The sequence below is a fragment of the Kitasatospora sp. NPDC092948 genome (assembly GCF_044754805.1).
Taxonomy (GTDB): domain Bacteria; phylum Actinomycetota; class Actinomycetes; order Streptomycetales; family Streptomycetaceae; genus Kitasatospora.
Genome location: NZ_JBIVPU010000012.1, coordinates 98,302 through 112,312, shown reverse-complemented (window position 1 = coordinate 112,312; position 14,011 = coordinate 98,302). Strand labels below are relative to the sequence as shown.

At 71.1% G+C, this 14,011-nt stretch carries 15 protein-coding genes; 14 read left to right on the top strand and 1 reads right to left on the bottom strand.

Annotated features, from left to right (window positions below; translation table 11 throughout):
- The first annotated feature begins 286 nt into the window (after positions 1 to 286).
- From ACIQF6_RS28500 to ACIQF6_RS28435, 14 genes are all read left to right on the top strand, one after another.
- Positions 287 to 511 carry a hypothetical protein gene (locus ACIQF6_RS28500; RefSeq protein ID WP_400899997.1) on the top strand — a complete coding sequence of 75 codons (225 nt, stop codon included), beginning with the start codon at positions 287 to 289 and terminating at the stop codon, positions 509 to 511.
- 187 nt (positions 512 to 698) lie between these two features.
- Complete coding sequence (locus ACIQF6_RS28495) at positions 699 to 1,178, top strand: hypothetical protein (RefSeq protein ID WP_400899995.1); 480 nt, start codon at positions 699 to 701, stop codon at positions 1,176 to 1,178.
- A gap of 12 nt (positions 1,179 to 1,190) precedes the next feature.
- A complete protein-coding gene (locus tag ACIQF6_RS28490) occupies positions 1,191 to 2,219 on the top strand; it encodes a hypothetical protein (protein WP_400899993.1) in 1,029 nt (342 codons plus the stop codon).
- 48 nt (positions 2,220 to 2,267) lie between these two features.
- Positions 2,268 to 4,565, top strand: a complete 2,298-nt coding sequence (locus ACIQF6_RS28485; protein ID WP_400899991.1) for a hypothetical protein — start codon at positions 2,268 to 2,270, stop codon at positions 4,563 to 4,565.
- Between the two features lie 83 nt (positions 4,566 to 4,648).
- Positions 4,649 to 4,888 carry a hypothetical protein gene (locus tag ACIQF6_RS28480; RefSeq protein WP_400899989.1) on the top strand — a complete coding sequence of 80 codons (240 nt, stop codon included), beginning with the start codon at positions 4,649 to 4,651 and terminating at the stop codon, positions 4,886 to 4,888.
- 93 nt (positions 4,889 to 4,981) lie between these two features.
- Positions 4,982 to 5,728 (top strand): hypothetical protein, encoded by a 747-nt coding sequence (locus ACIQF6_RS28475; protein ID WP_400899987.1) that lies wholly within the window; start codon positions 4,982 to 4,984, stop codon positions 5,726 to 5,728.
- A gap of 207 nt (positions 5,729 to 5,935) precedes the next feature.
- Positions 5,936 to 6,274: a hypothetical protein gene (locus tag ACIQF6_RS28470; RefSeq protein WP_400899985.1), complete on the top strand. Its 339-nt coding sequence runs from the start codon at positions 5,936 to 5,938 to the stop codon at positions 6,272 to 6,274.
- A gap of 222 nt (positions 6,275 to 6,496) precedes the next feature.
- Complete coding sequence (locus tag ACIQF6_RS28465; protein WP_400899983.1) at positions 6,497 to 6,874, top strand: hypothetical protein; 378 nt, start codon at positions 6,497 to 6,499, stop codon at positions 6,872 to 6,874.
- 1,022 nt (positions 6,875 to 7,896) lie between these two features.
- The gene (locus tag ACIQF6_RS28460) at positions 7,897 to 8,256 is read left to right on the top strand and encodes a hypothetical protein (protein WP_400899981.1); all 360 of its coding nucleotides are present in this window, start codon (positions 7,897 to 7,899) and stop codon (positions 8,254 to 8,256) included.
- Between the two features lie 182 nt (positions 8,257 to 8,438).
- Complete coding sequence (locus ACIQF6_RS28455; protein WP_400899979.1) at positions 8,439 to 9,161, top strand: NUDIX domain-containing protein; 723 nt, start codon at positions 8,439 to 8,441, stop codon at positions 9,159 to 9,161.
- A gap of 205 nt (positions 9,162 to 9,366) precedes the next feature.
- Complete coding sequence (locus ACIQF6_RS28450; protein ID WP_400899977.1) at positions 9,367 to 10,596, top strand: hypothetical protein; 1,230 nt, start codon at positions 9,367 to 9,369, stop codon at positions 10,594 to 10,596.
- Positions 10,597 to 10,684: 88 nt separating this feature from the next.
- Positions 10,685 to 11,245, top strand: coding sequence for a Pycsar system effector family protein (locus ACIQF6_RS28445; protein ID WP_400899975.1), 561 nt, complete (start codon positions 10,685 to 10,687; stop codon positions 11,243 to 11,245).
- A gap of 176 nt (positions 11,246 to 11,421) precedes the next feature.
- On the top strand, positions 11,422 to 11,994 hold the full coding sequence (locus tag ACIQF6_RS28440) for a hypothetical protein (protein WP_400899973.1): 573 nt from the start codon (positions 11,422 to 11,424) through the stop codon (positions 11,992 to 11,994).
- Positions 11,995 to 12,218: 224 nt separating this feature from the next.
- Entirely contained in the window at positions 12,219 to 13,217 is a 999-nt protein-coding gene (locus tag ACIQF6_RS28435) for a hypothetical protein (RefSeq protein WP_400899971.1), read from the top strand.
- A gap of 278 nt (positions 13,218 to 13,495) precedes the next feature.
- Here ACIQF6_RS28435 and ACIQF6_RS28430 read toward each other — a convergent pair whose 3' ends face one another.
- A complete protein-coding gene (locus ACIQF6_RS28430) occupies positions 13,496 to 13,720 on the bottom strand; it encodes a hypothetical protein (protein ID WP_400899969.1) in 225 nt (74 codons plus the stop codon).
- Between the last annotated feature and the right edge of the window lie 291 nt (positions 13,721 to 14,011).

Here is a 14,011-nt window from a genome sequence, read left to right as displayed (position 1 = left end):
GTCCACCGCCGCCGGACTGGCAGTCATTCCACGCATATCGGACATCGTTCGTACACGACAGGACGCCAAGGAGAATTGGTGCGAAGCGGACATGTTGCCCCCTTCGGCCGGCGCGCCCACTCCCCCGCGACAGCCCCCGGAGCACTTCCTCGAGGTGCCGGAGGAGGCCGACCCCGACGGGCGTCGGCCGGTCCGAACGGCCTGACCCGAACACCCCGCCCGGCCGCCCGCCGCTCGACCTTCCGGGGCGGCGGCGGACGGCCCCAGGCCCCCGTTGGAGGAGCCCGTGCGAGCCGACCGCGCCGCCAAGAACAAGCAGAGATACGCCGAGCACTGGTCCCGACGCAAGGCCGCCGACCCCACTCCGCGAGGCCTGTTCGAAGTGGCCTTCGACCAGCTCCGCGCCACGCTCAACAATGCCTCCGAGGGGGCGGGGGAGGGGGAACTCATCGCCCTCACCGAGCGAATGAACCTCCTTCGAGTCCGCCTCGAGACCCGATCCCGCGGATAGCCCGGTACGCACCCTGCGAACCGCATGAAATCGCAGGTCAGAGGCCAAGTACGCAACCAAGTACGCAGTTCGCACTGCGAACCCGCCCCCAAGCCCGATAGGGCCTCCAAGGCGCGTGCGCGCACGCGCGTGCCTGCGCGCGCGCGATTCTGCCTGAAAACCTGCCAACCGTCAAACTGAAATGGAAATGATCATGCAAGGCGGCTCCTACACGGTCAGCATCACCACCGCTCTCACCTCCGCCGCACTGCTCTGGCTGCTCTGGTCCTTCGACCCCAAGCAGCAGTCCCGAGGCGGCGGCCCCCGCCAGCCGGTCATCGGCTGGTTCCCCCCGGTCACCTACCGGCTGGCCAACCTCCTCGTCCTCCTGACGGGCATCGGCGTCGCCGGCGTGCCCTTCATCCACAGCTTCCTCGTCTGGTCCGCCGAGGCCACCAGCGACCTGCCCATCTTCGGCAACGGCTGGCTCGCCGTCCTCGGCGGCCTCGCCATCGTCACCACGCTCATCAGCCTGATCCGCAACACCGTGAACAACACCCTCCTCAGCATCAGCTTCTCCACTCCGCTGCTCACTCCGTTCGTCGCCGGCCTCGCCGGGGACGGCAGCCGCACCGTCCTCGACTGGATCTCCATCGGCCTCGGCGGAGCCATCCATTCCCTCTTCTAGGAGTGACGCTCCGTGATTGAATTCCTGATCGGAGCCGCCCTCGCCGTCGGCAAGGCCTACGACGTCCCGGCCCGAACCCGCGCCTACGCGGCAGAGAAGAAGAACAACCTCGTGGCCAAGTCCAAGGCCACAGCGCGCAGCGTGCCGACCGCGGCGAGGAACAAGATCGGACAGTGGTCCTCGGCAGCCGGCACGAAGGCCAGCCACTGGTACCTCGTGGCGGGGGAGAGGTTCCTCGTCCAGGCCGAACGCTTCCAACTCTGGGCCGACACCTCCGCCGAGGACGCCGTACGGCGGTACATGGCGAAGTGGACCGGACGGCCGTTCGCTCCGCTCCAGGCACCGAGCTCGAAGCCGGCCGGCACCCGCACCGCCCCGACCACCGGCCCCGGAAGTTCCCCCCGTTCCGCCCCCGCCGCTTCACCGGCAATGCCCACAAGCAGCGGCGGCCCGCCCCCGGCACGCCCGAGTGCACCTGCCGGGCCGACCGCGCCCGCAGCAGGCAGCACGGGCCTCCAGGCCGGCTCGCTGCCCTACCCCAACCCCGCGCCCTACAGCAGGGTCGTGCGGCCCGGGTTCGACCTGCCCACCCCCCGCCCGACGCCCCCCGCGCCGGTCCCGTACCAGAGGAACCCGATGGACAACTACCGTCCGGCCACCCGCGAGCAGGCCATCAGCGACGTCAACAGCTACAGCGAGTTCAAGGGGCGCCTCGACGAGTTCAGGAACTCCGCCTACGACGACCTCGAAATGGCGCTGAACGACCTGGCCCGGGCCAACAGCTGGGCCGCCCACCTCGACACGACCGCCAACGGCCTCAAGGACCGGGGCTTCGACGACGCCACCATCGCCGAGGTCCGCGTTCTCGCCGAGCACGCGAAGGCCCAGGCGGCGGCCCAGCAGGGTGTCGCCGCGGCCGCGGCCGGCACCTTCTCCGCCGCCTGGGCCGCCCACCAGAACGTGGTCGCGCGCTGGGACACCGTCCAGACGTTCGTCGCCGAGCTGCAGAACATGCCCGACATCAACTTCTTCAAGTCCTGACCGGACCTCACCCCACCCACCAGAGCAGCGACAGAAGGGAAGCACGACATGAACGGCACCGTTCCGGTACTCCACCCCGGCGAACGCGAGCGCATGGAGAAGGTCGTCAAGGAGTACACCAAGCAGCAGGAGCAGCAGACGGGGGACGCAGCCCTGTGGGAGGACCGGGTCCTCGCCGGGCTGTGGCGCGGCGTCCGGTCCGCACCGGGGCCGGTCAAGCTCGTCCCGTTCACGATGTGGGTCGGCACCTTCGTCGCAGCGAAGTTCGGCATCCGCTACTGGCGGGCGCTGCTGCCGTTCCACACCGCCGGCGCCATGGCCGCCGCTGCCGCCGTCGGCGTTCCTGGAGTCCTGGTGGCGGGAGGCGCGGCCGCCACCGGTGCCGAGCTGGCGCTGCGTCTGGTACCCGCCCGACAGCCGCCCGAGGACGAGGCACCGAACAAGGCGGAGTTGCGGCGGGTGCTGGCCCGCTCGCGGCTGTCGACGGGCGAGGCGATTTACATGATCGGGCTGTGGGCGTCCGTGTGGGGCTGGCTGGCTGCGGCATCGGCGGGCGACGGCCTTCACGCGCCGCTGCCGGGCTGGCTCGGCGTCGGCACCGCGGTCTTCGGCAGCGGCTGGTGGTGGATGCGGCGGCTCGGAGCCGCCGCCGCGCGAGGGGAACCCGAGGAGCAGGAAGCCGACGCACTCGACGACGTGGAGGAGGAACTCGGCGAGGACGAGTGGGACGACGAGGACGATCCGCTGGGGGAGCAGCACCAGGTCTGGGCCGACTACGTCGGCAACCCAGTCGGGGCGCTGCCCGGCGCCGAACTGGAGGACCTCACCATCCGGGACGGCAACTGGAGCGGCATCGTCGTCCTGCGCAGGGGCGGCATCCCCGCCTCGAACGCCCTCGCGGCGAAGGAGCGGATCGCGATGGCCTACGACGTGCCCGAGGTCTCCGTGGCTCTGGACCTGATGCCGGGCGAGTCCCGGCGGCTGAAGCTGTCGATCTACGAGCAGGATCCTCTGATGGAGTCGGTCGAATGGGCCGGCCCCCACCTGCTGGACCCGACCACCGGGATCGCCCCGATCGGCAGCTACCAGGACCGGACGCCGGTGCAGTACAGGTTCTGGATGCCGCGCTCGGGACCGGTCCACGACCTGATCGCCGGCACCACCGGCGCCGGGAAGTCGGGCATGCTCGGCATGCTGCTGAGCTACGAGCGCTTCAGCGAGCACCTGGTGTCGTTCGTCGTCGACGGCAAGCTCGGGCAGTCCCTGCCCGACTGGCAGGACAACGTGCACTGGTACGCCGACCATCCGGATGAGTGGCTTTACCTTCTGCGCGCCCTCGTCGGTGCCGCCCGCGCACGCCAGAACAGCCTGGCCCGGCTGGAGTGGGAGGACGAATGGGGCCAGCGCCGCATCGGCGTGTCCGACTTCGACCCCGTCGAACTCGGCCTGCCGATCCTGTCGCTGACCATGGACGAATCGCAGAAGATCCTGCGCCCCAACGGGGAGGCCGTCGCCCTGTGCGAGGAGTACGTCGGCCTCGGCCGCAGCGCCGGCGGCCGCCTGCGGATCGCCAACCTGATGCCCGTCCTGGACCAGATGGGCAACTCCAGTCTGCTCCGTGACACCGTCGCCAGCGGCAACATCATCGTGCTGCGCACGGGCTCGCCCACGAGCGGGCAGGCCGCGTTCCACGGCACCGTCCCCGTCCAACCGCACCTGATCCCCAAGGCATGGCCGAACGGATCCTCGACCTCCGGACTCGGCTTCGCCGATGTTCCCGACGCCCGGCGCAGCATGCTGCGCCTGTTCTGGAACCGGAACCCGTACCGGTGGGCCACCAACGGCCAGTTGCAGGAGCTGCAGGAGCAGGACGCCCTGGCGCTCGGCCCGTTCTTCGAGAACTGGCGCGAGCGTCGGGAGGACCGGCGCAACGGCATCGTCGCCCGGGTCGCGGTCGACGGTCTGGCCGGAGCCCAGCAGCAGGTCGCCCTCGCAGCCGGGTCTGCCCCCGCACCCGCCTTCGCGGCCCCGGTGGCGGCGGGCGGCCCCGAGGCGACGGTGGCGCAGCTGAAGGCGCAGGCGGAGGCGGCTGCCACCGCCGTGCCCGTCACCGACGGCTCGCGCAGCACCTACAGGTCGGACGTCCTGTCGCTGCTGCGCAGCGACCTGGAGAAGGTCTGGACGAACGCCGAGATCATCGACCGGACCGGGTTCCCCAAGACCACGGTCGCCTCGACGCTCAAGCGGCTCAACGCCGACGGCCTGGTCCTCAAGCCGGCGACCGGCCAGTGGAAGGCCGCCGGACCCCGGCCCGCCTCGCTGCCGCAGCTCGCCTTCGCCGCCTGACGGCACACATTTCCCACCGGGTGCGGACCGGCGCCTTCTGCGGCGGTCCGCACCCGGTGTCCAACCATCACCGAGGAGTTCTCATGACCGGCAAGTACAAGCTCACCCCCGGATACATCGACGTCGATCGGCCGGGCTGGGAGATCACCAGCGACTACGACGACAACGCCGACCACATCTGCCACGCCCCGTTCTCGAAGGATGCCGCCAAGGACGATGCCAAGGCGCAGGCCTGGGCGGACCAGGTGATCGGCAGCCCGCAGAAGTGGCGGCGCGTGGAGGGGCGGGGGATCTCCGCCTCCTACCACTTCGAGTCCTGCTGACCGGCAAACCCCTACCCCGAGTTCTTCCCGGCCGCCGCATCCCTGCGGCGGCCGGCCCGTCAGCCCACCACAACCACACTCCGAGGACCCTTCATGACCGATCTCCTGCAGCGAGCCATCGCCCTTGCGAAGGCCGGTTCGCCGTCCGCGCGAACCCTCATCTTCGACTTCGACGGCGTCATCCACGACGAGAGCGGCGGATGGCGTGACGGGGAGGTCTCCGGCACTCCCCTCGACGGTGCCGTGGACGTCCTGCGCGCCTACCTCGACGGAGGTTGGTGCATCGCGATCTGCACCGCGCGTCACTCCGACTACCACGAGGCCGCCGCGAAGTGGCTCCGGGGGCATGTCGAGCGCCCCGTGGTCGTGCTCAAGGGTGCCGAGACCGCGTACTGGCAGGAACCCGGGACCATCCTGATGACCAACGTCAAGCCGGGCGGGGTCGTATTCATCGACAACAACGTTCGGCTGTTCACCGGTTGGGACAAGAACCCGCTGGCCGGTCTGCCGACCAGTCCCGACGACCTGCCCCTCGACGAAGAGGCCGCGGCCGCGACGTCCTCGGCCTGCGGTACCACCTGCAGCCTCGCGGCCGTCTCGATCCAGGAGGAGGACGCCGACCTGGGCTCGCCCACCGGCCCGGCCGCCGTCCGACCTGAAGGCCTTCCCGCGCCCGAGTTGCCCGACCTGCGCGCCATCGCGCTCGGCGCACTCGCCCGCCCGATGAACGCCCGTCACTTCACTCCCGAGAACCACGCCATCCTCCAGCAGCTCAACGGCATGACAGCCGCGCTGCTCTACCTCGCCGACACCGTCAACCAGCCCGCCCCTCAGTTCTGACCCCCTGAGGACCTGCCGTGTCTGCCGGACTTGCGCCGGCCGACAGCTCCGAGCCGAGCGGTGCGCCCGGGCCGTGACCCGCCGCCCCATCGAGCCCGAACGCCCCAGTGCCGGATCGGCCCTGCCGTTCCCTGCAGGACCGACCGGCCAGGCGCTCGGGATCACTCGACTTCTGACGTTCCCGAACGCCCCATGGAGAGAGAAGCCGTGATCACCACCGCAGTTCCCGCCGAATTGGCCGGCTCCGTTGCGCTCGACCTGCTGCCGCTGGCAGTGCTGCTCGGCTTCGGGCTGGCCCTGCTCATCACCGGCAAGTCCGCACGCCCCCTCAGCCGTGCCCGACAAGCCGTCCGTCGGGGCCTCCAACTCCCGGGCCGGGCAGCGGTGACGACACCCAGCGGCCACGTGGAGGTGCCGATCGCTGTCCGCCTGATCGGCTCCGCCGGCTTCTACGCGGGCCTGGCCGCGTACCTGTACCAGGACGGGCTGCTGGCGTGGAGCGGAATCGCCCTGGCCGCCATCGGCCTCGTCGCCTCGATCGCCTGATGATGCCGGGGCTGTAGGACCCCGGCGGTCTGCCGCGCCGGACGGCGCGGCAGACCATCAATTCCGGAGACACCGCGCCCCCTTCGTGACCAGAATCTGTCCACGCACCATCAGACATCAGCCCCAGCGACTCACGGACACCGCCTGCACGGCACCCGCCGCGGCACCGGCCAGCACCGGGCGCGGTGAACAGCCCGACCGCGAGACAGGAGACCGTTCACCGTGTTCGACCGCCTTCGCCGACGACGTCACGTCCTCACGGCTGCCGAGCTGATGCAGTCGCTCAACCAGGTGCTGCGGCGCGCCAGTCGGAGCTGGATCGGACCGCAGCGGGCCGGCAAGTACGGCCGCCTCGACGGTCCCGCGGATTTCCAGCAGCCGCTCGCGGCGGCGTATCGGGCCCACACCGAGGTCCTGGCCGACGTCCTGGACCTTGCCGCGGCCTCGCGCACCCACCTCTCCGACACCGTGCCCAGTCTGAAGGCGCGCGAGTCGATCGAGTGGGCCGCCTACCTCCTCGGTCAGGCCGAGGCCGCTCTGCGGCAGGCCGCGCTCGACACCTGTCCGGACGCGAACCTGCTGGCACCTCGCAGGACCTGATCCAGGCGGCTGCCGCCACTTCCACGCCCGACCGGTACTCGTCCGGCATTGCCCCGGAACGGAACCCGGCGGGCCTCCGCAGGCCTGGCAGCGCTACAGGCCAAGCCCCCTTCCCTCATCTCGTACTTCCCTTCACACCCAAGGAACAGCCATACCCTCCACCACCATCCTCACCCCGGCCGGCCCGGAGACCGTGACCATCAAACCGGTCCAACGAAGCGGCTGGGCACAGACCCCGCTCAACGGGTTCAGCGGCAGGTGCATCCGCATCAGCCTCGACCCGAAGACGCGCGTGCTGTCCGCCACCATCAACCTCCGCAGCTACACCAGGTGGCCGGAGGAGTTCCCCGAGTACCAGCTGGCCGGGGACAGGACGTACTTCAACGGCGACACTGACCGGCCGACCACCCCGCCCGATGCCGTCCGGGCCTATCGCTGGTTCCCGTACGGCTGGCTCGGCATTGAGGACATCAATGCGCTCCTTCAGGTGATGGCACGGTACGCCGCCGCGCTGCTGAACTCCTTCCAACCGCTCCCCGGGCGACCGGCCGCCCTGGACTGGACGCCGCGCAGCGCCGCGCTGCTGCACCTGCTTGCCGCCCTCACACGCTTCCCCGGCCACTACGTCGTCAACGGTGAGGCCCAGCAGGACCAGATCGACGCCGCCGTCCGCGAAGCCCTCGCCAAGGCAGACCGCTGCGTCACCTGGGACGAACTCCACCACGCCGACCCCTCCATCGCACTCGGCGAGTGGGCGCTGGCCGACGACGCCACCCTCGACCAAGCCGCGGAGAAGCTCGCCGGCAGCCTCGACCCCCCGCTGCCACCTGCCCGAGGACTGCCGGGCTTACAAGGTCACCGGCGTACGGGCCGGCCTGTACGGCTACCGGCAGACCGCGGCCGCCGGGCTGGCGGTCGTTCAGGCCGCCGACTGGTACGCCGACCACCCGGGCCTGGGAGAGAGGATCCACCCCGCATGGGACGAGCCCCTCCTCCAAAACCTCCACCCGGACGAGGCGCGGGTGGCCGCCAACCAGGGACTGCGCCTGGTCGGCTTCGTGCCCTTCGCCCTGAAGATCCGCGACCAGGCCCGCCAGGAACTGCGCCGCCGGGCGGCCGCGGCAGCCGAGCAGAGCACGCCCCGGCTTCGGACTGCGGTCGTCGGCCTTCTGCTGAAGATCGACTCGTGGGGCGACCCTGCAGACGGCGTCGGGGACCGCGACGTGCGCCTCGGTGAACTCGCCGGCATGAGCCCAGAGGCCGTCGCTCTTCTGCGGGCCCGCATCGGCGGAGCGGACCAGTGGAACGGCTGGATGCCCGTCGTCGTGGTGCGCGACGCGCCGAGGCTCCGGCGGCGGTGGTTCGGACGGGCCGTCAAGTGACCCAGGCCACGCCCTCGGTGCCCAGTGCCGGGCACGCGGCCGCCTCAGATCCCGACACCATGTCGCCCACGAACGCCGCCGACCGTACGCCGAGGCCTTCGGTGCGGTCCGCATCGAGCCGGACCACACCCGCGGCGGCTCGACCCTCTCTACACCCATCGCAAGACCAGGAGACAACAACCGTGACCGAGCCCATGAACATCCCCGCCGAACTGCGTGACTGGTCCGTGAGGTGGCCGGAGTACGCGCCTGTGGACATCACACCGAAGGAACTGCTGCCGCAGGCGCTCGCGCGGGAAGTTCCGGTCTGGGCCGAAGAGGCAGCCACCCCGGCCGCCGTGACCGACTGGCCCCAGCGCCAGGACTACGCGCTCGTACGATTCGAGTGCGACGCCCGGAGCTGGCCGCTGCACCCCGCCGGCCGCACCGGACACACCGGCCGCAACCTGGGCAGGTGGGGTGAGAACCGGGCCGTCGACCCGATCGTGATCGCGAACGCCGGCCCGGCTCAGCGCCTCCTGCTTGTCACCCGTGACGACAACCACCAGGAAGCGGCACCCGGCGGCATGGTGAACCCGGACGAGACCGACGAGGAAGCACTTCTCCGCGAGCTGTTCGAAGAAACCGGATTGGACCTGAGGCGCTACCGGCCCATCATCCTGGGCCGGGACCTGGTGGACGACCACCGCCAGAGCGACCACGCCTGGGTGGCGAGCACTTCCGCTCTGTTCGTCCTGCCCACCGTCGTCCCGGTGACGGCCGCCGACGACGCCCTGGACGCGACCTGGTACCCGGCGGATTCGATGACCGAGCTGGAGACCGCGATCAGTGCCGCCGGGCGCACCTTGTTTGCCGCCCACAGGCCTCTGATCGCGCGCGCCCTCGCCCACCTCGCCCAGAAGTAGCGTTGGCGCCGCCCTGCACCACGTGCGCCACGCCTGCCGCAGCGGACCAGCGCGTGCTGGACGGGTCCCTCGCCACCATGCGGACGGCCGATGATCTGGCGGCCACCGCCGAGCACCTCGCCTGACACAGCTGTGCGGACCGGCCGGACCACCGCAGCCGGCCGGCCCGCACGGAGCCCACACCACCCGAGGGGGAATACCCACGATGAGCACCCCGACCATGCACCCGAACCCCGGAGAGAGGCCGCCGACCCGTCGCACCGAACCCGGCAGCGACGCCGCCCAGTTCGAAGATCCGTGGATCTACACGGACACCGAATTCCTGCCCAGCGACCCGCGGACCACCGGCCTGGCCTCGATCGCGCTCGTCGGCCGCGACGACCGGATGTACTACGCCGTCAACGCCCACCTCGACCTCGGCGCCGCCCACCTCGACCCGCGCAACAAGTACTTCGCCGAGCACGTCCTGCCCCACCTGCCGCTCACGGACGACGGCCGCCGCCTCGACCTGTCCCATCCCGACGTGAAGACGCCGGGGCAGATCCGCAGCGACGTCGCCGAGTTCCTGGCGCGCGCTGCCGAGCACGGGAAGCCTCGACTCGCCGCCTGGCAGGGCGCCCAGGACCTCGGCCGGATCCACGAGCTGTGGGGCAACGACTGGTCGGCGTTCCCGCCCGGCATGCCCTGCACCCTGGACGACCTGGAACGCGAAGCCTTCCGCTTCGGCCTGAACCAGTACCTGCCACCCCATCGGGGACGCCAGCACCACGCCCTTGACGACGCGCTCTGGGACCGTGCCGTGCACGACATGCTCACCGGCGCAGCCCCGACTACCACCCCGCTGTGGGACCGCCCCGTCGGCGATGAAGTCCTGCATCATCGCCTCGCCCGGGTGCTCCAACAACTCGCCGACATCGGCCGCACGACCTGTGCCGGCCACATCACCGCGGGCGTGCCGGTCACCGACACGGCCCGGCTGCGCGACCTGGCCGACCAGGCCCACGGGCTCGCGGTCCGCCTGGACGGCACCCTGCCGACTCACTACCTGCACCGCACGATCCGCGCCGACGTCCCCCACGACCCCTACATGGAACAGGTCGACCGTGCGCTGGACGCGGTCGACCTACGGCCTGTCCGCTGGTGGAGCCAGCCGACCGGCGACGGCCTCGACGGCGGAATGTGGCTGGACTCGAACGACACCCCGTCGTGGCCGGAGCAGATCCGCCTGGTCTGGACTCCGGACACCGGCTGGACGGTCACCCACGGCGCGATCGAACGGACCACGCACCCGCTCGGCATCCCGGCCTTCGCCGCCGCAGAGCACGTAGCGGCCGCGGTCCGGGCGTTCGTCGATCGCCGACAGCTTCCCGACAGCAGCAACGCCCCCATCGCTGTCGGCGTCGAAGACGCCGTGCGGGCGTGGGCTCACCGCTGACCCGCCCTTGCCGCGCCCGGCGTGCCGGGCGCGGCAAGGGCGGGCGAGGAATGCACACCAAACCGACACGACAATGAGAGGAATACCGATGAGCACCACGAACACGGGCGAGATCAGCAGCGAGACGTCCGCGGCCTCCAATGCCGACCCCGGTCGCGGCGTCGGGCCGACGGTGGCCGCCGCCATTGCCGACAACACGTCCTCGGGCTACACCGCCGACCGTGGCCTCGCCGACGAGCTGGCCGCCGTCACCGGCGACCTGCTGCGCACAGAGCCGAAGTCGGGCGCGGTCTATACGACCGCTACCGCAGTGATTGCGGGAATCGCGCTCATGCCGAAAATGCCGCCAACTGCCCTCGCTCTGGCCTCGATCGGCATGGCCGCGACGCTGGTTGCGACGGTGCTGGCCACCTTGGTGGTAACGCCCCGTCTGGACCGGAGCCGGTCCACGAGCTTCACGCGGTGGGCGGTGATGAGGCCGGAGGAGATCCCGGCCGCGCTGGCCGTCGACCAGCGGCCCGAGCGTCTGCACAAGCTCAGCAAGTTGTGCGAGTGGAAGATGACCCTTCTGATCTGGGCCAATGTGGGTTCCATCGCCTCCATCGTGTCCCTCGGTCTGGCCGCGATCATCACGAAGTTCGCCGCGTAGCCCCAAAATGGTGCGCTCCGCCGTGTTGCAGGGAATCAGCAACCGCCGCAGAGCCCACTCACCACAATCGGCCCGGCCCGACCTCCAGTAGGAGCCCGGTGGCCGGAGCACGAGTCCGGGAGAGCTGTAAGCAGCACACCATGCGCGTCAGACGGCGCGCAGAAGGGACCACAACCATGCCCGCACTTCCCCACGGCCTGCCTCACACCGATGCCGTCGGCCGGCCCGTCCCGGTCCACGACCTCGCCGAAGCGCTTGCCACCGGCACGGTGATCCTCGACCTCCCCTACCGAGGACACCGGGTCCAAGCCGTCACCACCAGGTTCGGAGCGTTCGCCCGACGCGACGTCTTCGGCTGCTTCGCGAAGATCTCCCCGGACACCCTGGGCGAATGGCGGTCGTTCACGACCGAGGAGGCCGCCACCGCGTGGTGCTGCAACTCCCTCGCCGGGAGCCTCTACCGCACCAGCCCGGCCGGAGTTGACCGGCAGTTCGCGGTCTGGCACGGCAGCCGTTGGAGCGTCGAGATCGACGCCCACCGCCAGCGCTACACCCTGGCAACGGGCACGTCTCCGAACGCCACCTACGACGTCCTGGACGCCCGCGAGGACCCCGACGAACGGCTGGCGGCGGTCGAGGCCCGCGGCTGGGCTTGGATCCTCGAACGAATGCCGATCCCCGTGCCGCACTGGCCTCGCACCATGGCGGACGAATACCTGCGCCGGGTGCTGCTGGCGGACGTGAAGTAGGTCGCCCTTGTCGGCGGGAGACAGGACGCCGACGGCACCTGCTCCCGATCATGACCTTGGGCATCGCCCATTCCGGGCCGCCGAAATCCCGGGGCCCGCCGACACCTGCGGGCACTATCATGCCCGCAGGCCGGTCGAGGACGGAGCAGTAGCTCTCGACCGGTCTGCACGTTCGCGGCCTGCCGCAGCGGGGTGCCGACGTTGTGCGATTAGGGGAAGTGTGAATGACCGACTTGGACAAGCAACAGCCCGAGGCCCGGCCGGTCTTCGATCCCGATGTACCGGTCAAGACCCAGGCCGCGCTGGCGGACCTGGCCAACGCCTGCCCGGAACTCCTCGCCGACGCCGACAAGCCGGACCGGCTCACGCTTTCCTACCGCAGCAACGGGAAGCTGCTGCGCCGCAGTCAGGGAACGGCCGCGGCGGGCGGGGCAGTCGCGCTGGCGATCTGGATCTTCAAACTGTGCGGGGGCCTCGACGAGGACATCGACCCGGGGACATTCGAGCCGTTCGTGAGGGACTTGATCGACGGGTTCGGGGCCCTCGGCCTGGTCCTGCTCATCGGCGGGGCCGCGCTGGCGGCTCTCGTGGTGGCCATGGAAGTGAGCCACTCCGGTGACATCAACCGCCACATCGAGCGGGCCCTCGGCCACTACGTCCACCCGAGCTGGCTGGCCGATGACGCCGCTCTGTTGCTCGGCCGGGCGCAGCAGGCGGCCGAGACTGTGCTCGCCTCCCGGCTTCAGCGGGACGACCTGGGCGGACTGGGCACCGCGAACCGTATCCAGCTCCCACAGCTGCTGTGGGATCTCGCCGACTCCCTGCACCGTTACAGCAGGACCGCGCAGGCCGCCGCCGAGGCGGTCGCCGACGGGTCGGAAGTCAACGGACTTCTGGCGGCCGAGCGGGAGATGCTCAGCGCCGTCCTTGCCGGAGCCGAGGAGCAGGTCGAGGCGCTGGAGGACTACGCCGCCCTGGCCCGGGAGGTTGACCGGCTCGCTGCCGGCCATGCGGTGACAGAGGGGATCAAGGCGCGCGGCGCCGAGGTGCGCGACTTGGTCGCCGGGACCGCCGCCGCGCGCATCGGTGTCGAGGAGATCACCTCGCTCAGCGCTTCTGCTGCGCTGGTGGGCAACGCCCTCGCCGATGCGCTCCAGGCAGCCCAGGATGCCGCAGCCGCCGTGCTGCCGGCCCACCCGGTCACCGGCCGCCAGCTCCTGTAGCGCAGGGCTTCGCCGACGGATGGCCGGGTGCGGTGGTCGGGTCAGCTGGCCCGTTCCCGGTCCGGCGCCACGCCATCGCGATGGCGTCGGCCGTCTGACCCGCGACCACTCGACACCAAGGCCCTGCCCACCCGGGCGGGGCCTTCGCCATGTCGTACCGCTGTGGTCGGCACTTCCAGCGCGATGGGACCGGGACCCGAGAGGTCGCCCAGGTCGTCCATGAGATCCTCGCCGGCAAGCGCCCCGACCCGTGGGGCCGCCGCTACTGACCGGCCCGGCTACGGCACCAGCACCTCGGGCAGCAGCAGCCGCGCCGCCTCGCCGGCGGTCCGGGCCCGCCGCCGACTCCGGCCGATCAGCACCTGCTGCTCCGGGGTGAGGTCCTCTCGGCGGTCGGCGACCCGGCCGGCCAACGTCGCCCTCGGCGAGCCGGGGTCCGGCCCCAGCACCGGGGCGGTCAGGTCGGGACGACGGCCCAGGCCGCCGCGGCGCGCGATGCTCACACCCCGGTGAACGAGCAACCCGGCGACCGGGCTACGGCTGGTCGGCGATCAGCCCGCCGGCCCCGTCCGGGCGCAGCCGCACCGGGCGCCGGCCGAGGTCGGCGACCGGGTCGGTGAGGTACCCGCCACCCGGTGCCGGGTGGGCCGCGGCGGCCAGCAGCCGCAGCCCGACTTCGCCCAGTCCGTGCTGGCGTGTCAGCGCGGCCCGCTATCGTGGTGCTCTGGGTTGAACGCGCAACCCGTCGGACCGCCCGAAGCTCCCACGCCGGGGCGGCGACCGGCCCTGGTCCC

Excerpts from the sequence above, each read along its gene's own strand:
- ACIQF6_RS28495 (WP_400899995.1), top strand. The coding sequence starts at position 699 with ATGATCATGCAAGGCGGCTCCTACACGGTCAGCATCACCACCGCTCTC.
- ACIQF6_RS28485 (WP_400899991.1), top strand. The coding sequence starts at position 2,268 with ATGAACGGCACCGTTCCGGTACTCCACCCCGGCGAACGCGAGCGCATG.
- ACIQF6_RS28480 (WP_400899989.1), top strand. The coding sequence starts at position 4,649 with ATGACCGGCAAGTACAAGCTCACCCCCGGATACATCGACGTCGATCGG.
- ACIQF6_RS28475 (WP_400899987.1), top strand. The coding sequence starts at position 4,982 with ATGACCGATCTCCTGCAGCGAGCCATCGCCCTTGCGAAGGCCGGTTCG.
- ACIQF6_RS28450 (WP_400899977.1), top strand. The coding sequence starts at position 9,367 with ATGAGCACCCCGACCATGCACCCGAACCCCGGAGAGAGGCCGCCGACC.
- ACIQF6_RS28445 (WP_400899975.1), top strand. The coding sequence starts at position 10,685 with ATGAGCACCACGAACACGGGCGAGATCAGCAGCGAGACGTCCGCGGCC.
- ACIQF6_RS28440 (WP_400899973.1), top strand. The coding sequence starts at position 11,422 with ATGCCCGCACTTCCCCACGGCCTGCCTCACACCGATGCCGTCGGCCGG.
- ACIQF6_RS28435 (WP_400899971.1), top strand. The coding sequence starts at position 12,219 with ATGACCGACTTGGACAAGCAACAGCCCGAGGCCCGGCCGGTCTTCGAT.